This is a genomic window from Arenibacter arenosicollis (genome assembly GCF_014397245.1).
GTDB classification, from domain to species: Bacteria; Bacteroidota; Bacteroidia; order Flavobacteriales; family Flavobacteriaceae; genus Arenibacter; species Arenibacter arenosicollis.
This window is the reverse complement of sequence record NZ_JACLHY010000021.1, coordinates 24,560-47,738: the sequence shown is the minus strand read 5'-3', so window position 1 is coordinate 47,738 and position 23,179 is coordinate 24,560. Positions and strand designations below refer to the sequence as shown.

Genomic DNA, 23,179 nt, shown 5'->3' with positions numbered 1-23,179 from the left:
CAGAACCTTAAAGTTATGGGAAATTGATTAAAAATGGAACCTATAGCATATTAAAAAGAAATAATTTAGATCTCCAAGGTTATATCACACCATCCATGGATTTGTGAGAGAAAATGCTGGAAGTATCTTTGCAGGCCCTTACAAAGATCTTTATTGACCGTTATTTTAAGTCTTGTATAACCTCCGTTAAAGCCTTGTAGATAATAGGCCCGGTTTCTGGTCCCAAAGAATTTTCTTCCCCATAGGTGTCTCCTTCAGCATTGTAGAGATATGGTTTTCCCGTATCCCATTCGCTTTTGGGTATGATATATCCAATTTCATCATTGGAAAGTCCTAAGTAGAATTTGTACTTGTCGGTAATTAATTCCTGAAGTGGAGGTATCTCCATGGGCTGGATGTCAAATTCACGTCCTTCCGGAGCTTCAATTCCGCCATAAACAATTTCTGGATATATTTCACCAGGGATGCTTAAAAAGAAGGCAGGACCTATCCGAATGGCGCCGACTTCCGTTCTCGATTTAAAATATTCCGGCATACCCATTTTAATCAAGCCAATACCACTGGCAATTTTAAAGGTAGTATTGTCCAAAGGGGCCATTATGGTTTTTGCCCTTAAAGAAATATTGGTATTGTTTAGAGTATCCCCTTTTTGTTTTAGGGCGGCCAAGGACATCATTGCAATTTGATCGCCAAGCGCTTTGGTTTTTTCAAAAGTGGGTTCAAAATATTCTTCTCCGGTAAAGGGATCCGGGATGCCCAAGGAAGGGTGGGGGGCCATAAGGCCACCAATGGCGCCTGAAAAATAAATGGCGACACCGCCAAGTCCTTCATGTACCAATTCTTTTCCGTTATATACCCCGTTTTCCATTGCTTCACGGATAAAATGGGGAAAATCGGAACTTATCAATAGATTCTGGGACCATAGCGTTTCCGGGTGATTGGCCCAATTGATGATAGTCCCCAAGGTAGTATTGTTTTCGGAATCCAAGACCTGCATTAAATGTATTCCTGTCGCTTTTACGATGGGTTTTCGGGTGTCTTTTATAAGTTTACCATCATCACCGGATAGATCTTCGGCGAACACTAGTTTGGCTGGACGTAAATTTTGAACGGCTTCCGTAATGGCTGCAACAGTCTGGGATTTCACATATTCCATCATTTCAGGATTTACTCCAGAATTGAAAATGTTTTCTCCCCAGATGCCCACAAGGTCATTGCTCTCATGGGTATGTGTAGAGGATAATAAGGTGTAATCTATTCCCAGCTCAGCAGGGATACGCTTTCTTATATCGATCACATCGCCATGTAAAAAACCAATGGCATCCATAGAGATCATAGCGATCCTGCTTTTGCCATCGTCGATGACCATGACACGGGACCACACATCATCATGGACTCCCTGTGCGGGCTTGGCATTGCTCATTCCGGCTATCCAGTACGCATCAAATTTTCCATTGTTGTTGTTGTCATTATAGGTGTCACCTTCATCTTTACTGTATTTGTTGTTTCCATTGGCATCGTTCCAAGTATCCACTATAGTAGGTGTTATGGGTTTTTTGGCAAATCCGGCCTTTATGGGTTGAGGAGTTTTGTTTTCGATTTTTAGATCTATTGTATAATCTGGATGGCGATCACGCCAATTGTACATCACTATGGATGCTCCGACCAACAGCAGTAAAAGGACCAATATCCCGAATATTTTTAACCCCCTTTTTAAAGTTTTCATTATATATAGTTTATAGCTTGGTTTGCGTTAATGCATTGGCCATATTAAAATTTAGTTCCATTAGGTAATCGCCCATACTGGGGCCATACCATCCCATTAAACGCGCTTCGTAAGTGTCATAATAGTAATATTTTTGCGGTACTATATAACCTAGATACTGGCCATTAAAACTACTGAGCACGGAATTATATCCCTGCAGTTCCAAGGCGTTTTTTAAATCCAAGCCATACTCCCCGCTAAGTTCGTATGGCAGTGCAAGCCAGACGAGCTTGTTTAATTTAAGGCCCTGTACATGAACCGGGTTCATTTTGGGCATCAGCTTCCTTCCTAAGTAGGGCGAAAGTCGTAAACGGTTAGAGATATATAGGAACTGTAACTTTGGAATTTCAATCTCTGAGGATATCGCCATCAAATCCATATTCTCGGAATGTTCCATTTTGTTCAAGGCCACTTGGGCCGAATCTGCAAGGGTTTCCCCTATGTATTTCGCTTTATCAAACTTCTCTCCCAAACCTTTATTGGAATGACTGCCTACCGTTCCAGCAAAAAACATGGCAAGATCAACTCCATTTTTCTCCAAATGACGTTGAAAGTATCCTGGATAATCTCCTGTGTATTGTTCATTATCGGTACCTATTACCGTGGCATGGGCAGAAAAAATGCCAATGCTGGCCCTTCTACCGTTTTCCTGAATAAAGGATAAAAGGTCTAGTTTGTCATTGAGGCGCCCAGATTCCCCAATTATTCTATTTCGTACCAGATGGGGAACCTTAATGTAACCTGACGAAAACTGGGCCGGTTGTTCGTCTGCCAAGGCTTTTAATATAAGATCGGAAAATTTTTGGGCAAGCCATGCTACCACTTCCGGCTGATATTCTCCCCCAAAACTTTTGCCTACGTAGCCCGGCATGCAATTGCCAATACTGGAATGGGTGTGGGTGGCGCCAAAAAAAAGCTGTTTCCTGGATATTTTTCCTTTTAAAATTTCGGTTACGTTTATGACAACATCTTCGGGTATGGCTACCAGATCAGCGTTGATAAGAACAATGGACTCATTGTTGACATCTATGGCGATAGCTTTTGCAAAAAGGGAATCGTGAACACCGGTTGCAATCTTACCATCACCATAACCGGCCATTTTAATGGTGTTGAATTGTCCTTTTTTCGGGTCAGGAATTCCGCTTACCATTTTAGGAGTAATGTTTATCCTTGCAAATCCAGCACGTAAGGATCCCTTGGCTTCTGTTTTATTTTTAACTGCCTCTTCTATATTTTCAATGGTATTCCTGTAATATTGTGTTTCAAAATATGGAGAGGTATCTATAGTACTTGTAGCTAAAAAGAAAAGAAGAATCAGGAGCAGGATAAGTGCTCCAAAAATTTTAACCAAGATCCTTAACCATTTTCCCATCGTTGTTATTATTTAAGTTTTTGGGGATCTAAAACGATATATTTTACTGTTTTTCGATTCCAAGTATAAACAATGTGCACCTTCCCGTCGGGAGCCTGTATCATAGTAGGGTATGAATATTCTTCACCTTCCTTATCCGTATTTTCCCTTAACGGTTCCAAGTCCAACACCCTCTTCCAATTTTTACCGTCATTGGACAAGGCTAAACTTAAGGGCACTCGGTCACCCCAATTTTTACCAGTGGGATTGTATACCAATAATTGTCGCCCATCTTTTAGACTTACTCCATCAATTCCAGAATTGGGATTGGATAGTGAAGTGGCTGTCATTTTACTCCAAGTACTGCCATAATCCGTAGACCAGTTTTCTGTAACAACCTCATTTTCAGTTCTGCTCAATAGCTGTAATTTTCCATTACCATAATTAAGGACCACGGGTTGAATGGCTCCAAATTCCTTGCCATCATTAAGGGCTGGTGTCTTGGACCATGTTTTTCCGTTATCCGAACTAAGTTCAAGATGTATCTTCCAGCCGTCTTTATTGTCTTCTGTGCTGGAGGGCGAGAGTATTTCTCCACTTGCCAATTGTATAGGTTGGTTCTTTATTGGTCCTAGAATGCCATCTGGAAGTTTTACCGGGCTGGACCAGGTTTTTCCATCATCCTCTGAGGTCATATATAATCCCCACCACTCAGTAGGACTAGGCCCTACCTTGTAAAACAGAATTAGCGGTTGGTCTTTTGGTTTAAAGAGTACTGGGTTCCAACAAGGATATCTGGTACCATCTTCCTGTACCCCATTTACAACTTCGACAGGGGTGGACCATGAACCGTCTGTTTTTCGGGATACCCATATTCCCACATCGTCGTTCTTTTCTTCCGTCCCACCAAACCAAGAGGAGACGACGGTCCCATTACTTACTTCAACTGTGGAAGCATGGCATTCTGGCGTTAGCGCATTTTTTATTTCGTAAATAAATTCCTGTTCCAATATAGCTGGATGATCTAATGGAACTACTTCAGGTAATTTATCCATTTTTCCTTTACAAGATAGGATAATTAGGGAACATAAAATTAATGGCAATTTCATATGATTTGTATTTTTGGTTTCTATTTATTTGTTAATGAATTCACTAAAGGGATATATTTTTCAAAAAAGTCATCCATATAATACTGGCAATATTCATTTACTTTAACGGCTATGTCCATAGTATGAGGCCATCCTTTTAATTTGTGATAATAGGATGGAACGCCAACTTCCTGTAATTTTTTATGCAAGCGATCGGATTGGGCCACCGGTACCAGTTCGTCCAAGGTACCGTGAAAAGTAAGTGTAGGAGGCGCATCTTTCGTTACTAGAAATAATGGAGAGGCTCGTCTGTATAACTCAGGGGCCTCTTCAAAAGTCTTGCCGAATAGGAATTTTACGGAACCCTCATTTTTGGCTTTTTCCGTAGTAAGATCGGATGGGCCATAAATATTCACCAAGGCTTGTACCTTGGATGAATTCTCGCTATTGGTCTCGATGGCACCAGTATTGGAGAAGGCTGTCATCATGGACAAATGAGCTCCCGCCGAGCCTCCAATAAGTCCAATTTTTTTATTGTTGATATGGTAGTCGTTGGTATGTTGTTTTAACCAAATAATAGCATCCTCGACGTCGTTCAATTGTGCAGGATATTTGGCGACTCCACTTAAACGATATTGAACAGTAGCTGTAACATAACCTTTTTTGGCATAACTGATTAAATAATGCCAATAATCTTCTTTCTTACCTTTTTTCCAGGCTCCACCATGTACAAAAATCAATAATGGGGCATTTTCCTTAATGTCCTTGGAATGATAGATATCCAATTTCAACGGAAGGGTATCAGTGGTTTTATACACCACGTCTTTATATTCTTTTATGGATTCTGGAAGTGGATAGCTGGTCTCTATGAGTTTTAAGGCACCGGTGGCATACGCCATTTTAAGCGTTGTGTTGCTAGAATAACCTTTGGGAGGTTGGGATATATCATACTGTTTTGCTTTACACCCAACAATTAATAAGAATATCGATAAAATAACTACTATTCCTTTGCCCATAATTAACCTACCTTAAGTTTCCGATGTTTTTCCAGAGCCAAAAAGCTCTTTAAGACTTATTGTTTTATTGTTTACAAGAGGTTTGGCCCAAAATCCAATACTAAAAATAAAACCTAAAGTCAAGTACAAAAAGATCATTCCTCCTTTTAGTCCAACCAAGTCACCTATAGCCCCAACAATAAGTGGTACTATGGCCCCGCCCACTATTCCGGAACAGAGAATGCCAGAGAGGGCACCGTGGTTGTCTTTTACAGAGTTCAGTGCCAAGGAGAAAATAATGGACCACATGACCGAAGCAAAAAAACCTACCAAGGGAAAGGCTATAACGGCAATTTGCGAAGAGCCGAAAAGAGCAGCTGTCAAACTTAGGATGGCCGCCCCAGCAAATAATTTCAGAACCAATTTGCTGTCCATAAATTTTAATAATAGTAGCCCTAAAATACAGCCCACCGTTAATAGACCCCAAAACAAGGAAATGGCATTGGCTCCTTCCACTCTTGGATCCAATCCATGGTATTCGGATAGGAATTGCGACATCCAATTGGCTACACCCTGTTCGGTACCAACATAAGCGAACAAGCCCATAAAAAATAGGATTACTTTTTTGTTTTTTAATAATACCTTGTTTGTGGCCCAAGTACCGGCTTTTTCGTCTTCATTCCTCTCTACCTTAGGCAATTTAATGGGATATATGAAAATGACCATGACCAGTGAGATAATGCCAAATATCCAGTACAGGGAAACCCATGGCAAATTCTCTGGCACAATGTTGTGAAACGTATTGATTATAAAATTGGAATTGTCGGGACCAGAGTAGTTTTCCAAGTTGAGTACAAGATATGAGAAAAGGAAGGGACTAATAAAAGAGGCCAGTCCAAATGCGAGCTGTCCCATTACAGAATTAAAGGCAAAATGTTCTTCACCCCCTGCAACCCGCAGCAAGGGATTTATAGCCACTTGTAACATTGCCATTCCCGATCCTATTAAAAAAAGTGATACGAGGGCTATCGGGAAATTGGGAAACATAGAAAATAGAATAGCACCAAAAAAGGAAACTAAAAATGCAGCCAAGATTACCTGCTTTTCCCCGTAGCTTTCTACTGCTACACCCGCGGGAATGGAAAACACGCCATAAGCAACAAAAAAGGCAAATGGCAATAATGCCGCCATGGTTAAACTAACCTTAAAATCCGTGATGATATCGGGTATTAAGGGCCCTAAAATATTGGTAAGGAAGGAAATGACAAAAAAGATGAATAAAATAAGGATTACAATGAATAGATTTTTTCTCATCTTAAAGGTGTGAAGATTAATTGGCAGATTCTTTTTCCAAACTTAATTCATCCTTTACACCAAGTGGTTTTCTGATAAAAATAATTACTGTGGCCGTGATGAACATTAGCAAACCATAAATGGCCGGCACTATGGAGTATTCGGCATTGTTCAGAGCAATTGTTGCTAAGGTTATCGCTAAAGTCCCATTTTGGATTCCCGTTTCAATGGAAATACTGATGGCCTGTGGTCTTGTTAGTTTAAACAGGACTGCCATTAAAAACCCTATGGTCATGGTACTTACATTTAGCAGTATAGCCGGTAGACCAGCCTCACTTAAATAGCTCATAAAAACATCCTTGACGCTGATGGTTACCCCAATGATTACCAAAATAAAAATTATGGCAGAGGCTATTTTTACAGGTTTCTCCATTTTATTGGCAAATGCTTCGAATTTACTTTTTATTAGCATCCCAATTCCAACGGGTATGATCACTATTACCAATAACTGTTTTACCATGGTTATGGCATCAACGGTAACGGCCATGCTTTTGTTGGAGAATTCTTCCAAAGCAAATTGCACAATTAAGGGAATGGTTAGAATGGACAAAATACTGGACACGGCAGTCAGGGAAACTGATAAGGCCAAATCTCCCTTGGCCAAATAAGATAGCATGTTGGATGTTGGTCCTCCGGGACAGGCCGCCAGCAGCATAATTCCTATGGCTGTCGTTGGGGACAAGCTCAGGGAAATGGCAATAAAATAGCCACTTAATGGCAGTAACAACATCTGACAGAGGAGACCTATGATCATGGCCTTGGGATAGCTGACCACTCGCTTAAAATCGGATACGGTCAAAGATAGGCCCATTCCGAACATTATAATGATCAAGGAAACGGCAAGGATTATTCCAGAGGTAGAATTCATGATAAATAGGTTTTATTGAAAAGCATTATCATTTTCCCAAAATTGGGTTATACACAAATAAAACTTTTTAAAAAGTATTTTCCCTATTAAATTTTATTTGATTTGCATTATATTTTAGCAAAAAAGTGATTATATGATTTAATATTTCTTAAAAGTGTTAGAATATTTGAAATTTTGCAACAAATTGTTGGCTTATTATCATTGGAAGCCAAGAAGGGCTACTCTGCGGATTCTATCTTCATATTAATATAAAATAGCCATAGATATAAATCTTCAAGCAGGTCTTGCTTTATTATTATGATCTCGTATGGCGGCTCAAGTCGTATAGGGTTGCTTATACCTATAAGAGTTAATTGCTGGATAGGTTGAAGATTCTTTTATAGTTATTCTGGTTAAGCCATTTATTGATATTTGCTTTCTAGACCTTGAATATGCTAGAGGTATTTCCCTGTTAATTTATTATTAACCTATTAAGCCTATAGATATTATTTTGTAGTTTTGAGCTTCATTAGTTGCGCCCTGTATATGGGCTGGGTATGGAATTTTAAATAACTGTAGGGAATGTATAAATTAACAAGCAATATTTTAGGCTTTTCTGGAATTTCCAGTGGACCTGTGTTAACGTTTTTCGTATTGGTATTAGGTTTACAGGTACAGGCCCAAGTGGGCCATGTTCTTCAAGGGGTTGGAGGTGTTAATACCTCTATGGGCGGGGCGGCCACAGCTCAGCCGCTGGATATTAGCGGGGCCTTATTGTGGAATCCTGCCTCCCTTTCATCTTTTGACGGACAAAGAATGTCTGTTAATGTAGGTTTGTTTTTTTCGGACCCTTCCATTTCATCTACCGTTCCAACACAAAATGGGCCTTTCAGCGGTTCTACTGGGGATGACCGCGGTGTCTCTGTCTTGCCTTCCCTAGCCTATGTATGGGGCAAGGCCGAAAGCAAACATAACTATGGAATCTCTGCTTTTGGTGTTTCTGGTTTCGGTGTTACTTTCCCTGAAAGTCAGAACAACCCCATAACCATGCCACAGAGCTCAGGCGGGTTTGGCCGAATAGAATCGGATTATGCTTTACTTCAGGTGAGTTTTGCCTATACTTATCAGCTAACAGACAAGATTTCTTTGGGGATACAACCCAATTTTAATTATGCCACTTTGGAAATTGGCCCAAACCCACTAGCTGCACCTAGTCCGACCCTTGGTTATCCCAATAGTGATAAAGCCAACGCCATTGGTATAGGGGCACAGCTGGGCCTTTTTTACGATTCTGGAAATGGATTGAAGTTGGGTGCTTCTTATAAATCCAAACAGGTTTTCAATGACTTTAGTTTTAGCAATACCTATTTGGACGGAACCGAGGCTCCAGGCGTAGATTTTAATATGGACTATCCGGCAATTTATTCTTTAGGACTGGGCTATTCTAAAGGGGATTTTGATTATGCCCTGGATTACAGGTTTATAGACTATGAAAATTCGGATGGCTTTAGAAAGTCGGGTTGGCAATTGGCAGAAAGTGGGGATTTCGCAGGATTTCCTACAGGGGCTGTACAAGGGTTCGGATGGCAGAGTATCTCTGTCATATCTACGGGTCTTCAATATAAAGGTGTCCAAAGACTGCCTTTGCGTATAGGGTATACTTATAGTGAAAATCCCATTCAGGAAGAATTTGTTTTCATGTCCTCTCCCGCCACCGCAGTCATTAAAAATGCGTTTCAATTTGGATTTAGTTACAAGGTAAGTGAGCGTTTGAACCTCGATGTTGCTTATCATCACGGGACCAGTAGTGGCTCCACCAGTGGTCCACTGCTAAACCCAACACCCGATAGCGCTGGAGGTCCATGGAATGCCAATACCAATCCTTCAGGGGCTATCCCAGGAAGCGAGGTGGCATATGATATGACCACTGATCTTGTAATAGTAGGGTTTAATTATTCATTTGGCCAATAGAGATCGCATTCTTGCGAATTGGTGCGAATTCTTGGTTGTCCACTATTGTGTGTAACAATAATGGACTTGAACCGCACAGAATATCTTTGTCTGTTTAGGTTGTAAGTATATAAGTGGTTGTTCTTTTCAATTCATGGAATTGAACCGATTCATAATTTCTTTCCAATTGGTGAAAATAATCCCTTCCTCCTTGAAGAAATTGATTAGTTCCGGGTCGGCAAAAATCTCTGTTTCCCAAACCCTTTGTTGCCATGATCCGGTAATACTTCTTAGGTTTTCGGTATCAACAGAAGGGTGGAAAATGATTTCTGTAAGACCTGGTTTCAAGGATTTTATCAAAGCTTTAAAACTTTCCAGTTTTTCGTCATAAGTATCTGCCTTTGGAGCGCTCGTAAAATAGTCCAACTTGGGCAAGGTATATTCTGCAGACATTTTAACGACCGAATCATCCATTGGATAGCCTTTTGCCCTAAATTCGGCCAAAACAGACGGTACCGATATATCAATAATGTTTGCCGGAATGCCGTATTCCTGAGCCACCTTAATGTAAGCTTTTACATAACTGGGATGGCCGAATAAGGTGCCCATGTGGGTGTCAATGTGGTCTGGTCTATAACCCCATGCTATGGATTGCTCAATTTGGGCCCTTATTTCCTTTTCAACCTCCTCGGCAGTGGCGTGTTGTACTACTTCCGGTACACTCCGCCATAATCTGTCTTCCGGGTCCAATAATCCAGGCACTTCGGCGTCAGGGGTTATTGGGCCCCAACGATGCTTTTTCCATTCACTGGTCAGGGTAAGGTGAAGGCCAATATCCATAGCAGGGTTTTCCTTTGCCCAATTGATGAATTCTTCGGCATTGGGACAAGGTATCATAACGGCAGCGGATTGTATTTGCCCCTTGGTTAATTGTTCCTTGGCAGCTATGTTTGCCTCTGGACACATCCCAATATCATCTGCGTGCAGCATGATTACCTTTTTTCCGGCCGGCCATCCTAATTTTTCGGCCCAAGTGTTGGCCACTGCCGATGTCTTTTGTTCCGTAGAATCCGAATTAATGGCTTCATCGGCATTTTTTTTCTTTTCCCCGCAACTAATTAGCAAGAGAGCCATACACAGGCTCAGGAATAATGTAATTGGATATGACTTTTTCATTTTAATTATTTTTTTGAAGTATGGATTTATAAATATTTTTTAAACCAATTGAGCCCGTCCCCAAAAATTATTTCCAACGGGGCATCCCTGTGCTTGGCATCGTACCATATAATTTCCTTAGGTTCCTTGGCGGCATTAAAAAGTAAGGTACTCATTAAAGGAGGTACTATTTCATCATTTTTTGCATTTAGCATTAGGAAGGGGCGGGGAGCAATTTCTTTCACAAAGTTTAAAGGCTCAATGATGCTGACAAAATCTTTAGCCTCTTTGGAGAGGGCCTCTTTTTCGTACAATAAATTCAATTGTCCACCGGCCAAGGCCACTATGGGAACTTTTATGCGTTTGTCCACACCGCAAAAAATGGTGCCTGTGATTCCCCCCAAACTGATGCCGTAATATCCAACCCTTTGACTGTCCAGTTCCTGACAGGTTTCTATAAAGTCGAGCGCCCTCCTTAAGTCGAATACGGTCTGACTAATAATGTTCCTACTCCAGTTTTTATAGATCCCGGTCAGATTAAAATCATAAACATCATTTTTTCGTTCCCCGTGCTGACTGAAATCGATTCTTAGCACCGCATAACCGTTTTTGAGGAAAAGATCGTTACCATAGGCCACATAATCCACATTCTTGTTATCCCCTAGGCCGTGCATCAAAATTATTACGGGTAGGGGCGAAGTGCCAATTTTGGGTACACTTAACAGACCGGTAACGTTTTTATCGTGCACACTGTTATAGGAAACATGGTAAAGTTTATAATTTGTTGTATCCTTTAATAGCTTAATGGTATCTTTTAGTGGTATCGCCTTATCATAACCGTAATACTCACTTACAGGGAAGTTTTCGCTGGTATCACCAGCGTAAATGATGGTAAATGCCAGTAACAAAAGAATGGCGAAAATTCCTGAAAACCAATATATCCGTTTTTTGCTAAAGGATTTCATCGTCGTCTGCTACATACATTCTAGTGCTCTTGGTGTATTTTCCTCCATTGGGATCGGCATATTCCAGATCGATATAAAAAGCCTTGAAACCACTTTTAGGGAACTTTACCTGCTTTAGAATATGGTCATGGTCTTTGGAATTTATTTTTTCTGAAGTCCATTCCTCGTCCCTAAAGTCCCTATCTGAAGAATCTGCAGACCATATGTAGGCATTTTTAAGTTCATCTGAGGTAGTTTTGACCGTTAGGGTAGCCGATGTTTTGTCGGTTGTTAGGTTGTAGGCCAAGGTAGCCTGAGGAGTCTTGTTCAGCGATTTCCCCCAAAAGGCACTTAAAGCCCTCACGGCCTGTTCACCACCACCAAGGTCATGACCGGCATTGGGTACGTAATGAATGTAGTTTTCACCAGGAATATCATTAATGTAATTCTTAATGGCATCTACTGGCCAGTATTCGTCATTAGTACCGATAAATATTAATTTTGGCATGGTTAAATTGGCTCTGTAAGAATAGGGGTCCACCATTTGCGTTAGTGCCTCACCGTCCTCTGATCTTACGGTTTGTGGGATTTCCAAATTAATGTAATCATTGATCTGAACGCTGTATTCGTTCCAAGCCGTAATTTGGTAATCCAAACTAACGGGCATATTTAATACATCTATTACCATTGGAGCTATGGTCTCTACCCTCTTGTCGTTTGCTCCGGACAACCAGGTGGTCCAACCCCTTTTGGAAGCTCCTGTTACCGTAAAGCGTGTAACCTCCTTTTGCAAATTTTTACTCGAGAATTCCTGTACGGCATCCATAGCCCTAGTGGCACTTTTTACCATCGGGAATAGTAAAGGCCATGTTAGGTCTTTGTCCTTTTTGTAATTGTGCAAGGTGAAGGAAATGAGTTCATCTTCTGTTAGGCCGTCATAAAGTGGTTGATTGGGAACTTGCCTAACTATAGCAACTATGGCTTTGTTCTTTTCCGCTACCTGGGCAAAACTAATCGATTTTTTGTCTTCTTCATTGGAAGACCAATTGGGTATGCCCTCTTTTATGCTTCCACCTGTTATCATAAGAAGGGCGCCGTCATGGGCAACCTCCTTGGGTACCAATACGGTCAGTTCATGGGTCCAAACATGTTCCCTCCATTTTTGAGAGGTCAATAATAGCTCGTAGGCAGTAACATCTCCTATGGGATAATTCTCTTTTAGTTCCCATTTATAGGTCTGATCATTATTGTTTAAGTAACTCTGTAATGCAGTGGTAGGAGTTACTTTCTCGACAGTTGGGGCAACGTTTTCCACCAACTTTTTTGAATTGTCCTTGCAGGAGGATATAAATAATAAGGACATTCCTAAGAAAAAAGAAAGCAATTTTTTCATGAAGAAATTTTGTTAAGTTAGCAATTATTTTACTTTTTAGGTTTTGGACTGTTATTGATTAGGTTCAATAGATTATTGATGAGGATTTCTCCTGTTTTTTCCCCTAGGCTTGTTCTGCTTACATACTGATATTTTTTAAAACTATTAAAATCTTCCTTTGTCAATATATACCCAAAGGCATCGTTGGTCAAACCAAAAAGGAAGGGATGTTCCGTGGGCATATTTCTTTTTAAATAGTAACCTATGTTGGGTAGGGCTTCTCCTGGAATCGTAAGAATTTGGGCCGATCCAATATTCACAAGGTTCAGGGTTGTACTCACGACACTGTCCGAGTCGCCCATTTTTAAAGGCGAATTATTTATGATATATCGCATCATTTCCGAATCTATAGGGAATTCGGCCTGTTTGGAGGTGCAATATAGTTCAGGATTTTCTTGGATGTCAGCTGTTGATAAGATTCTAAGGGCTTCATCAGCTAAAAGGTTGCCAATACGCTTGCATTCTTCCCAATCATTGGCTTCAGCCTTGTTGTCCAACCTATTGTCCGCTGTCACCATTCCACCTTGGGCACTATTCATAAAAAGCGCCATCCCGCCAACCTTGGTCTCAATTCTATCACATAATGGTCCTATAAGATCCGGACTTAAGATTCCTCGATCGCTGCCTATTACCTCTGGGTGTATTGCATAGTTTACCAAAGTAACAATGGGCAGGTCCTTATTTTTTCCTTTGGTTCCCAAGGCTTGGATTATCCCGCATCTTGGATCGTACAATTCCGGGGCGTAGTAATTGTAGGCTATTTTTCCTTTGGCTTCTCCCACCGCAATTTTTAGTTTGGCAGGTTCTAAATTTTTTGAAGCTTCATTCACGGCATCCGCTATTTGGATTACGCACCAATCAAGGTATTTTAAATCGGCTGCAAAATTTCCTTTTTCATCCGGGAAAGCATATGCATCAGGTGCACTATGGGTATGGGTGGCTCCTATTAAAATATTGTTGAATGGAATGTTCTTGATCAGTTTTCGGGCTTTATTACCAAGAGCTGCCGGCCATCCGAGGTTATCGATATTAACAATGGCTATTTTTTCTTCGCCCTTTTCCAACACCATGGCCCTAACATATAGTTCTCCTTTTTTTTCCGTAGCGGTCTTTGGAGTTCCTATACCACCAGAAACCGAAATTAAAGGGTCGGGGGTAATTATGCGTTTGGCCGCACCCACCTTTAGTTGTTGGGATTGGAGATTAAAGGAAAATAGAAAGAAAAATGGAATGAGTAAAAAAATTAAACTTGCCTTACATACGGGGTAGGAATTTTTTTTCATAAATCTTCACATTTAAATGTTAAAAATGCTCTTATTATGCATGCATAAAACATAATAAGAATATTGACTTATTTCACAAAAATATATTTAATTTATTAAATCGAGAGTTAATATTTAATGCATATTTAATAATATATCTGAATTGTATTGAAAAATTTAAATATATTTTTGGTAAGAGTGTAATCAAACGGTCCTAATATTAACATATCGTTAACTGGGGGTTATCAAGTTGGGAACAAGATTAAGGTAATTCTTAAGATTTGATCTTTGGATACATAAAAACTAACTTAAAACTATTATTTATGACTAAAAAAAATCTAATACTGCTATATGGAGTTTTATTTTCAATGATGCTATCCCTGTCTTCTTGTAGTTCAGATGATAGTAACAGTTCAGAAATTATTCCTCTTTCCGCTGATATTTTTCAGAGTACTGTGGGAAAGAAAGTAGCCTTCCAAGGGTTAACCAATAACGCTACTTCATGGGCGTGGGATTTTGGTGATGGAAACACAAGTACAGAAAAGAACCCGGTACATGTCTTCGCAGAAGGAGGATATTACACCGCGAAGTTGACAGCAACTGCTGCAGATGGAAGTTCTGTAAGCAAGGAAATTAAATTGGCGATAGATCTTACGCCTTATATATTACTTACGGGAGGGCCAACTGCTACCGAAGGGAAAACCTGGAGAATGTCTAGCGGACATTCGGATGGTGATTATTTTGCCAATGCGGATGCAGGTCTAACGCCTTATGATGCGGCTCCAAACCCACTTCCGGCGGGTATTTTGGGAGTTGGTTTAGGATTGGGTGAAGTTTACCAGGATGAATACACTTTTCATTTTGATGGGAGTTATTCCATGGATTTAAAGGATGGGGCTGCATTTAGTGGCCTGGTATATCAATTTTTGACTACTGGTGGCGCTGGAATAAAAAACCCAAGTTCCGACCAAGATTTTGGTTTATGCACGGGATTTTTTACCCCAGAGCCAAATTCAACTTTTACTTATAATGAAAGTACGGATCTTACCGTATCATCTGTATATGGCCCAGGAGGAGCTATGATCTATAGTGGGGTAAGTACATTGGAATTTTCAGGGGACATGTTTTTCGGAATGATAGATTATGAGCGAAGGGTGATTATTAAGGAAGTTAAGGATAATACAATGAAGGCGATCATGTTTATATCTGCCTCTCCCGATTATGCGCCACTTAATACCCACGCTCTTGTAATTACTTTTGAAGCCGTGCAATAACTTGTTATGTGGATATTCAATCAAAAAAATAATTAACTAAAATAATTCTATGAACACACATTTAAAAAATAATATACGGATGTTTGGGCAAATGTTCTTGGTGTTGTTGACTTTCTGCAGCACTTCTATAGCTGCCCAATCTACACAGCATACGGTATCGGGTAACTTAACGTCCTCCGAGGATGGTATGCCTCTGCCTGGGGTAAGTATAGTTCTTAAAGGGACCACCCAAGGGGTATCATCCGATTTTGATGGAAATTACAGTATTAAGGTCCCTAATGGAAATGGGGTGCTGGTGTATTCTTACATAGGTTTTGAAACTCAGGAAGTAGCGGTCAATGGAAGAACTTCTATCGATCTTGCTTTGGCTCCTGGGGCTCAGGCTTTGGATGAGGTAGTTGTAACTGCTTTGGGTATCAAAAGAGAGGATAAGTCTCTGGGCTATTCGGTAGAAAATGTTGCAGGGGAAGAATTGACGAGGGTTGCCCAGGAGAATGTGTTAAATTCACTTTCGGGTAAGGTAGCAGGTGTAACCTTAAACTCTACTGGAGGTACAGGTTCTTCGGTAAGTATGGTAATTCGTGGGGCCATTTCCTTAAGTTCGGATAATCAACCATTATTTGTGATAGACGGGGTACCGATATCAAATTCACTTAACAATATTGGTGGATTTGGTAGAGATAACCGGGTGGATTATGGTAATGCCGTATCGGATTTAGATCCCAATAGCATTGAGGATGTAAGTATTTTGAAAGGACCTAGTGCAGCTGCTTTATATGGTTCCCGTGCTGGTAATGGGGTGGTATTGATTACCACTAAAAAGGCGAAGGATAAGGAAAAAATGAAAGTTTCTTTTACTACCAATACGGTTTTTGATGTTCCTTATAAATTCTTGGAACAGCAAACAAGGTTTGCCTCTGGACTGTTTTCATTTTCTCCAGAATCCCAAGGAGGTAGTTTCTTACTTCCTGATGTCCAATTATCTGGTGGTAATGGTGGTCCAGAATTGGATCGTGGATATTTTGCGGTACAGTGGAATGCCCCCTTGGATGCCAACGGGGTTCCGATTCCTACCGAATTGAAATCTTACCCTAACAACGTTAGGAATTTTGTGCAAACGGGAATTACAACAACGAATAGTCTTGAAGTAACCAATAGTACTCAGCTAATGAATTACAGGATGGGGGTGACCAATATGCAAAATACTGGTCTCATTCCGAACTCCGACGTAAATAGAAATAGTTTTTCCCTATCTGCCTCATCAAGCATGAACGAAAAGTTGATATTGAGCACCAATGTGAATGTTGTCCATAGCTATGCCGATAATAGGCCGGCCTCCAATAGGGGCGCCAATCCATTACAGTGGGCGTATTCTACCCCAGCCAATATTGATTTAGGTCTTTTAAGGGAATTTGACCTTCCAGGAACGGATGTACTTACTTTGGCTCCTGGTTATAACAACCCTTACTTTTTGGCTTACGGGATAAACAATAGTTATTCCAGATATAGAATTTATGGTAATATGGTCTTGGATTGGAATATTTCTCCATCATTTAAATTAAGGAGTAGTTATAACTTAAATAGTTACAACCAGACACAAGAAACAAAAATGTCACCCGGTTACAGTGGGGAATCCAACAATGGCACCTATGGTATTTCCAAGACCGATGGCGTGGAGACCAACGTGGATCTATTGGCCACTTTTACAAAGGATTTGGGTGATTTTGATTTTAGTATCTCTGGTGGTGGAAACTTGATGTACCAGAAGAATACGGGACTGAACAATTCGGCCGCATCACGTGTTGGACTAGTGGTACCGGACCTGTTTACGGTTTCCAACATTGCTCCAACCTCATTAAATTATTCCAGTTTTAGCAGTGAAAGAGGAATAAACAGTGTCTACGCACTTGGTAACTTTGGTTTTATGGACATGTTGTATTTGGATGTTACGGCTAGGAACGATTGGTCCAGTACTTTACCAATAGATAATCGCTCGTATTTTTATCCTTCGGCTTCCCTTAGCTTTTTGTTGAGCGAGGTTGTGGATATTCCCAAAGTGGATCTTTTTAAACTTAGGGGAGGTTGGGCCAGAGTTGGTAACGATACCAGCCCATATCAATTAGGCGCATATTACAGTAATGCGGGACAATGGGAGAATGCGGTGTTATATACGGCTCCAGGAAGTTTAAGTACGCCCACCTTGGAGCCTGAAGAGGCTACCTCCAAGGAATTGGGGCTTGACTTGACCATGTTTAATAACAGGTTTCGATTTGAAGGCACTTACTACACGGTTGAAAATAAGAATCAAATTGTTCCCAGTATTCCAATTCCTGGATCCTCTGGGTATGGTAGTGTCAGTATTAATGCCGGAGTCTTGGAGAGTAAAGGATATGAATTGTCTTTGGGTATAACGCCAATAAGAACTGAAAATTGGAATTGGGATTTAAATTTAAATTATACCACCAATGAATCCAAAGTAGTGGCCTTGGCCCCAGGAGTCGATTATATTGAATTGTGGAGTGAGAACAAGAGTGTTTCCAGAGCTTATATTGCGGATCCAACTACCGGCGAAGACGGACTTGTAGGGAATCTGTATTCCCCTAGGATTAAAAGGGTAACCGATCCCAATTCACCTTATTTTGGATATCCACTTATTGGCCAGGCAGAAGATTCTGAATGGTTACCGGAGGAGGAACGTGTTAAGGTTGGGAACTATAATCCTGATTTTGTAATGGGACTCCAATCCAGCCTCTCCTTTAAGAACTTTACCTTTAGCATGACTTTCGATTGGCGTTCAGGAGGACAGTATATGTCACAAACCTCAAGGTATATGGTAGAAGATGGTTACGGTCAACAATTGTTGGATAATTTGGTCAACCCAGGAATAGCCCAGGCAGGCCCGGAATTGAAACAATGGGTATTGGATCGAGCCGATGAATTGATTTATGGAGAGAATTTCTTGTCCGTTGGTGGTACACCAGGGAATGGCGGTTTGCCCGAGACCTTTAGTGGAAATGTGGTTTATGACGGAGTTTTTAGCCCAGGTGTAAGAGGAACCCATGATGAAAATGGTAACTTTATATTGGAAAGTGAAAACCTAGGAGACGTTGGTACTACCTTTCTTCCCTTTTCTGTGGCGAATCCATGGGATTTTGGAACGCCGCATATGTTCGATGCCGATTATATTAAATTAAGAGAAGTGTCCTTAAGTTATAGTCTACCGAACAAATTGCTAGCCATCACAGGATTGGACAATATTAGTGTATCCGTTTATAGTAGGAATATCATGTTATGGACCAAGGATTCTTCCTTTGGAGTAGATCCGGAAAGGGCATTTCAAGCAGAATCTGGAACAGATAAAAGGGGAACGCAGTTTAAACAGGGTATTGAGCGATACAATGTAGATCCATGGGTAATCCCGGTAGGTTTTAAAATTGGTATAACATTTTAATAAAAAAAACTAAGATCATGATGTATCAAATAAAAAGTAAATTGGCCATATTGGTTTTGGGACTCATCGTATTGGTTTCCTGCCACGGTCTAGAGGATTTAAATGAAAACCCAAACCAAATTGGGTCGGATAATGTGGACCCCAACCTATTGGTGGGCACCGTAATTTCGGGAACCGCTAAGAATGTGGTTGGATTGGGATTTGGTGAAATGGCCGGTGTTATGCAGCATACCCAAAAAGACGGTTGGTCTGGCGGACATAATGCTTACGACTGGAGCAATGATTCCCATAGTTGGAGTGGCTATTACAGACTATTGACCAACAACAAAACCTTGATTGAAAAGGCGGAAGCCGATAATTTGGAATTCCATATAGGAGTAGGTTTGGTAATGAAAGCCTATTTATTTGGAATGATAACGGATTTGTGGGGAGATGCGCCCTATTCCCAAGCCTTAAGGGGGGACGAGGGAGCTGAGTTTTTTGATGCTACTTTTGACGATCAAAAAGATATCTATTTGGGTATTTTTACTGATTTGGCACGTGCCAATACCCTTTTGTCCAAAAACCAGAGTGAATATTTTAGCATTCAACAAAATCAGGATGTACTTTATGGTGGTACTGTTTCAAAGTGGCGCAAATTTGCCAATTCTTTGGCACTGAGGTATTATATGCGTATATCTTCCAAAGAACCAGGCTTGGCCGAAGAAGGGATAAGAAGAATATCTTCCAATCCCGGACAGTATCCCCTTATATTGGATGCTTCGGACGATGCCAATGTGGATTACGTTGGAACTAGTACCAGCGACTCCTGGCCTACCAATACCAAATTTGATGTAGATCCACAAGGTGCGTATTTTAGAATAAAAATGGCGGCTACCTTAGTGGAAGCATTACAGGAACTGGATGATCCCAGATTGGGGGTTTGGGCAAATAAAATTGGTATGCCGTTGGTTTTGGCTGTTGGTGAGGCAGAGGATACCGATGACATTCGTAATGGAGAACGATATGTAGGCCAGAAATTGGTAGATGATCATTTAGAAATAGTTGGAGAGCCTGTAAATTTTGATAAGGAATATGTTGGACTTCCTACTGCTTTACCTTTGGCACTAGCCTATAACTTAAAGAAAGAATTGAGTCAAGGGTCTTATAATCCCCATGTTTCCCAATTGAATGATATTTACAAAGAAGTTACTGGGCCATTGCTTAAATCCCGCTTGATCTCGGCGGCAGAGGTACATTTTATTTTGGCGGAAGCGGCATTAAAAGGTTGGGCTTCTGGTGGAGCGGAAGCCCACTATAATGAAGGTGTTAAACAGTCCCTGAAAGCATGGGGCTTGGAAGATGCCTATTCCAGTTATATAGGTGGAGCTGCCTATGGGGGATTGGAAGATATTATGGAACAAAAATGGATAGCAAGTTGGACCTCTGCCACCCAGTCCTGGTTCGACTATCGAAGGACAGGCTTGCCAGATTTACAGGCAGGTCCCGCAGCCAAACGTGCAGCCTTGCCCTTGCGTTTCTACTACCATATAGATGAAATAGACAACAATACACAAAATGCAGAGGCGGCCATTCAGAAATTGGAGACTACTGCCTTTAAGGGAGACGATGCCAGTAATAATAGTGCTTGGTCCAAAATGTGGTTGTTGCAGGGTACTGGAGAGCCGTATTAACCGTAATTATTTGAGTTAGTTTAGCAACTATTTTAAAGGAGGCATTCCGCAAGGGCTGCCTCCTTTTATTCGACAGACCTATATTTCAAAAGCCGAAGGCTCATTGCAATGTTAAAGTCTATGCAATCCCGCCTTTTTGGCTAGGGATTAATACCAGTTATTAATTTTTTTTCTAATGTCGGATTATTTGTTCCGAACTATAAATTTTAAAATCATGCAGAAAGTATTGTTCTTATCTCTCTTATTTATCAGTGTCATTGGTGTTGCTCAAGAAAAGGATAAAATAGCCTTTGGGCCATATATTCAGCAAATGGGTGCCAAGGATGCCACCATATGCTGGTCTACCTTGGAAAGTGCGCCAACAATTACAGATAAGGATGGCAACGTTAAAACTATAGCGGAGTATAAACACCATAAAATACATTTGGGAGATTTGGAACCTAATACAGAATATCAATATGATGTACTTAATGATGGTTCAGATGAAGGTAAGGGAACATTGACCACCTATCCTGATGAAATAATGCCCTTTAATTTTGCCGTTACCGGGGATTCTAGGAATAGGCACGATGTGCATGCAAAAATAGTGGCCAAAATTATGGAGACGAATCCAAGGTTTATCATCAATTCAGGAGATTTGGTGGCCAATGGGCGATCTATAAGCGATTGGGAAGCTTTTTTTGGAGTTAACAAGGAGCTAATGAGAAATACCCCTTATTATCCCGTTTTGGGCAACCACGAAAAGGATTCTCCCTATTATTACGATTTGTTCGATTTGCCCAACAATGAAAAATACTACTATTTCGCTGTAGGAGATGCTCTTTTTATTGTTTTGGATAGTGAGGGCAAACAAATTTCCGAACCGGATTTTATCTCCGAAAAAAATAGCGAGGCTTTCTGGCAAAGTGCCTTTTCGGAGTATTTTAACACCCAGAAAAAATGGTTGGAAAACGTTTTGGAATTAAATAAGGAAGCGGGTTTTGTATTTATTTTCCAGCATAAGCCATTGTATAGTGCGATGAAAAACAGAAAGGCGGAAGCCGAGCAAACCCGTAAATTTTGGGGCGATATTTTTGAAAGACATAAGGTACAAGTGTTCTTGAACGGTCATGATCACCATTATCACCGTGCCACTAAAAATGGCGTTCATTATATAACCTCTGCCGGTGCAGGAGCTCCATTGTATGACATTGAGCTTACCTTGCCAGAAACTAAGAAATCCAGTAAAATAGAACATTTTGTCAATGTTCAGATCAATAAGAAAAACGCCTATTTGTATGTGACGGACATTAACGGCGATGAAATTGAAACCGTTGAAATAAAAAGAAGAAAATAATCTTGGACAAAGTTATGGGAACAAAAAAAATAGGATTACCAATATTGATCGTTGGGATGGCACTTGCCACAGCCTGGGCTATACGGGGTCAGTTTGGACATGAACAAGGCGCAGCCTGGGCAGGGGCAATAGGTGGCCTGGCCTTAGTACTTGTTTCGGGGCGAAAGGATTGGTATAATAAGATGATGCTAATTGCTTTTGCATCGGCTGTGGGTTGGGGAGCAGGCGGTATGATCAGTTATGGAGTGGTAGTTGGTTATGGTTTTGCCGATAACTTTATTAACGCCTATTACGGACTTGGGATGCTCTTTGTTATAGGCGGACTATTTGGATTATTGGGGGGTGGATTAGTAGGTTTAACGCTGGATTCCACAGAAGGCAATAGGGTTAAGTGGGGGCACTTGCTTTCCCTTATGGTGGCTGGCGGACTTGTAAGCTATTATTTTTTGGTGGAGCAGATTGGCTTCAAAATGACACCTCCACGATCAGAGGCTTGGGCCCTGTGTTTTGGAGCGGGGCTGGCCATGTTGTGGTATATGGCCAAGGAAAATAGGAATTCTGCTATCAGGGTAGCCTTATTCTCTATGTTGGGTGGAGGTATTGGTTTTAGCTTTGGTAATTTTTTACAGGTACTGGGAAATACATGGGAAATACCATTTAATATGTGGAACGTAATGGAATACAGTATCGGATTTTTCGGTGGATCTGGAATGGCTTATGGTGTATTTAGTTCCAAATGGCCTAAAGAAATTCCTAGAGCTAGAAAATGGGAAAATTGGTCTGCCTTGTTGATTGTAGTACTCTTTATACCATTAATCGTTTACAGGGAATCATTGACTTATGGTCATATCGCTAGACGTCTGGAGAGTTTGCCGAATATAGAATCCATTGCCTCTACAAGTACCTTGATGGTATTATTGGTCTTGTTGGCAATGGTTGTTACCATCTTTTGGAAATTCAAAAAAGAAGAATTCTCACAAAAGGATGTTTTGGTTACCTTTTTTACCATGCTCATTGCATACGTCTTTATGAGCTATGCCGTGACAGGAATTTTTGGGGCAGAAATGCACCTTAACCATCATCTTTATGTGCTGAACATTATATTGATTTTCGTTTTGCTCAGATCCAAGAGTTTACAATTTTCATTTGGTGAAATAGATAAGATAGACCTTAAAAAATGGCTTGTCTATTTGATCGTTGTACTTTTGGCAATCGCCATTTTGGCATTGATAGCTATAAATGTTCATGGTGACTTGGGTGATAGGGATAGATTTCCCATGAATTAAATTGAGAATTAGTTTTT

16 protein-coding genes are annotated in these 23,179 nt (G+C 40.6%); 6 read left to right on the top strand and 10 right to left on the bottom strand.

Features of this window, described 5'->3' with window-relative positions:
• Positions 1 to 160: 160 nt before the first annotated feature.
• The 6 genes from H4O18_RS17105 to H4O18_RS17080 form a co-directional block, all read right to left on the bottom strand.
• Positions 161 to 1,726: a hypothetical protein gene (locus tag H4O18_RS17105; protein ID WP_187586803.1), complete on the bottom strand. Its 1,566-nt coding sequence runs from the start codon at positions 1,724 to 1,726 to the stop codon at positions 161 to 163.
• A gap of 10 nt (positions 1,727 to 1,736) precedes the next feature.
• The gene (locus H4O18_RS17100) at positions 1,737 to 3,137 is read right to left on the bottom strand and encodes a neutral/alkaline non-lysosomal ceramidase N-terminal domain-containing protein (protein WP_187586801.1); all 1,401 of its coding nucleotides are present in this window, start codon (positions 3,135 to 3,137) and stop codon (positions 1,737 to 1,739) included.
• A gap of 8 nt (positions 3,138 to 3,145) precedes the next feature.
• Entirely contained in the window at positions 3,146 to 4,225 is a 1,080-nt protein-coding gene (locus H4O18_RS17095; protein WP_187586799.1) for a sialidase family protein, read from the bottom strand.
• Between the two features lie 20 nt (positions 4,226 to 4,245).
• The gene (locus tag H4O18_RS17090; RefSeq protein WP_222942454.1) at positions 4,246 to 5,103 is read right to left on the bottom strand and encodes an alpha/beta hydrolase; all 858 of its coding nucleotides are present in this window, start codon (positions 5,101 to 5,103) and stop codon (positions 4,246 to 4,248) included.
• Between the two features lie 129 nt (positions 5,104 to 5,232).
• Positions 5,233 to 6,513 carry a sugar MFS transporter gene (locus tag H4O18_RS17085; RefSeq protein WP_187586795.1) on the bottom strand — a complete coding sequence of 427 codons (1,281 nt, stop codon included), beginning with the start codon at positions 6,511 to 6,513 and terminating at the stop codon, positions 5,233 to 5,235.
• A gap of 16 nt (positions 6,514 to 6,529) precedes the next feature.
• A complete protein-coding gene (locus H4O18_RS17080) occupies positions 6,530 to 7,420 on the bottom strand; it encodes a bile acid:sodium symporter family protein (protein ID WP_187586793.1) in 891 nt (296 codons plus the stop codon).
• Between the two features lie 561 nt (positions 7,421 to 7,981).
• Between H4O18_RS17080 and H4O18_RS17075 the strand changes: the two genes are divergently transcribed.
• Complete coding sequence (locus tag H4O18_RS17075) at positions 7,982 to 9,370, top strand: OmpP1/FadL family transporter (RefSeq protein WP_187586791.1); 1,389 nt, start codon at positions 7,982 to 7,984, stop codon at positions 9,368 to 9,370.
• A gap of 126 nt (positions 9,371 to 9,496) precedes the next feature.
• On the opposite strand, the gene H4O18_RS17070 is transcribed toward H4O18_RS17075, so the two are convergent.
• From H4O18_RS17070 to H4O18_RS17055, 4 genes are read right to left on the bottom strand one after another with little or no spacing between them, the layout of a single operon-like run.
• Positions 9,497 to 10,525, bottom strand: a complete 1,029-nt coding sequence (locus tag H4O18_RS17070) for a polysaccharide deacetylase family protein (protein WP_222942453.1) — start codon at positions 10,523 to 10,525, stop codon at positions 9,497 to 9,499.
• Positions 10,526 to 10,551: 26 nt separating this feature from the next.
• On the bottom strand, positions 10,552 to 11,469 hold the full coding sequence (locus H4O18_RS17065) for an alpha/beta hydrolase (RefSeq protein WP_187586789.1): 918 nt from the start codon (positions 11,467 to 11,469) through the stop codon (positions 10,552 to 10,554).
• Positions 11,456 to 12,841, bottom strand: coding sequence for a PhoPQ-activated pathogenicity-related family protein (locus H4O18_RS17060; protein ID WP_222942452.1), 1,386 nt, complete (start codon positions 12,839 to 12,841; stop codon positions 11,456 to 11,458). Before H4O18_RS17060 ends, H4O18_RS17065 begins: the two co-directional genes overlap by 14 nt.
• Positions 12,842 to 12,870: 29 nt before the next feature.
• Entirely contained in the window at positions 12,871 to 14,163 is a 1,293-nt protein-coding gene (locus H4O18_RS17055) for a hypothetical protein (protein ID WP_222942451.1), read from the bottom strand.
• Positions 14,164 to 14,465: 302 nt separating this feature from the next.
• On the opposite strand from H4O18_RS17055, the gene H4O18_RS22405 reads away from it, so the two are divergent.
• The 5 genes from H4O18_RS22405 to H4O18_RS17030 all read left to right on the top strand — a co-directional run bounded on the left by H4O18_RS22405 (position 14,466) and on the right by H4O18_RS17030 (position 23,162).
• Complete coding sequence (locus H4O18_RS22405) at positions 14,466 to 15,416, top strand: PKD domain-containing protein (protein ID WP_187586787.1); 951 nt, start codon at positions 14,466 to 14,468, stop codon at positions 15,414 to 15,416.
• Between the two features lie 49 nt (positions 15,417 to 15,465).
• Complete coding sequence (locus H4O18_RS17045) at positions 15,466 to 18,867, top strand: SusC/RagA family TonB-linked outer membrane protein (protein ID WP_222942450.1); 3,402 nt, start codon at positions 15,466 to 15,468, stop codon at positions 18,865 to 18,867.
• 17 nt (positions 18,868 to 18,884) lie between these two features.
• Complete coding sequence (locus tag H4O18_RS17040; RefSeq protein ID WP_222942449.1) at positions 18,885 to 20,540, top strand: SusD/RagB family nutrient-binding outer membrane lipoprotein; 1,656 nt, start codon at positions 18,885 to 18,887, stop codon at positions 20,538 to 20,540.
• 214 nt (positions 20,541 to 20,754) lie between these two features.
• Complete coding sequence (locus H4O18_RS17035) at positions 20,755 to 21,876, top strand: metallophosphoesterase family protein (protein WP_187586785.1); 1,122 nt, start codon at positions 20,755 to 20,757, stop codon at positions 21,874 to 21,876.
• Between the two features lie 14 nt (positions 21,877 to 21,890).
• Positions 21,891 to 23,162, top strand: a complete 1,272-nt coding sequence (locus tag H4O18_RS17030; RefSeq protein ID WP_187586783.1) for a hypothetical protein — start codon at positions 21,891 to 21,893, stop codon at positions 23,160 to 23,162.
• Positions 23,163 to 23,179: the final 17 nt, after the last annotated feature.

Coding starts and splice junctions, on each gene's coding strand:
- H4O18_RS17105 (WP_187586803.1), bottom strand. CDS start 1,726: ATGAAAACTTTAAAAAGGGGGTTAAAAATATTCGGGATATTGGTCCTT.
- H4O18_RS17100 (WP_187586801.1), bottom strand. CDS start 3,137: ATGGGAAAATGGTTAAGGATCTTGGTTAAAATTTTTGGAGCACTTATC.
- H4O18_RS17095 (WP_187586799.1), bottom strand. CDS start 4,225: ATGAAATTGCCATTAATTTTATGTTCCCTAATTATCCTATCTTGTAAA.
- H4O18_RS17090 (WP_222942454.1), bottom strand. CDS start 5,103: ATGGCGTATGCCACCGGTGCCTTAAAACTCATAGAGACCAGCTATCCA.
- H4O18_RS17085 (WP_187586795.1), bottom strand. CDS start 6,513: ATGAGAAAAAATCTATTCATTGTAATCCTTATTTTATTCATCTTTTTT.
- H4O18_RS17080 (WP_187586793.1), bottom strand. CDS start 7,420: ATGAATTCTACCTCTGGAATAATCCTTGCCGTTTCCTTGATCATTATA.
- H4O18_RS17075 (WP_187586791.1), top strand. CDS start 7,982: ATGTATAAATTAACAAGCAATATTTTAGGCTTTTCTGGAATTTCCAGT.
- H4O18_RS17070 (WP_222942453.1), bottom strand. CDS start 10,525: ATGAAAAAGTCATATCCAATTACATTATTCCTGAGCCTGTGTATGGCT.
- H4O18_RS17065 (WP_187586789.1), bottom strand. CDS start 11,469: ATGAAATCCTTTAGCAAAAAACGGATATATTGGTTTTCAGGAATTTTC.
- H4O18_RS17060 (WP_222942452.1), bottom strand. CDS start 12,841: ATGAAAAAATTGCTTTCTTTTTTCTTAGGAATGTCCTTATTATTTATA.
- H4O18_RS17055 (WP_222942451.1), bottom strand. CDS start 14,163: ATGAAAAAAAATTCCTACCCCGTATGTAAGGCAAGTTTAATTTTTTTA.
- H4O18_RS22405 (WP_187586787.1), top strand. CDS start 14,466: ATGACTAAAAAAAATCTAATACTGCTATATGGAGTTTTATTTTCAATG.
- H4O18_RS17045 (WP_222942450.1), top strand. CDS start 15,466: ATGAACACACATTTAAAAAATAATATACGGATGTTTGGGCAAATGTTC.
- H4O18_RS17040 (WP_222942449.1), top strand. CDS start 18,885: ATGATGTATCAAATAAAAAGTAAATTGGCCATATTGGTTTTGGGACTC.
- H4O18_RS17035 (WP_187586785.1), top strand. CDS start 20,755: ATGCAGAAAGTATTGTTCTTATCTCTCTTATTTATCAGTGTCATTGGT.
- H4O18_RS17030 (WP_187586783.1), top strand. CDS start 21,891: ATGGGAACAAAAAAAATAGGATTACCAATATTGATCGTTGGGATGGCA.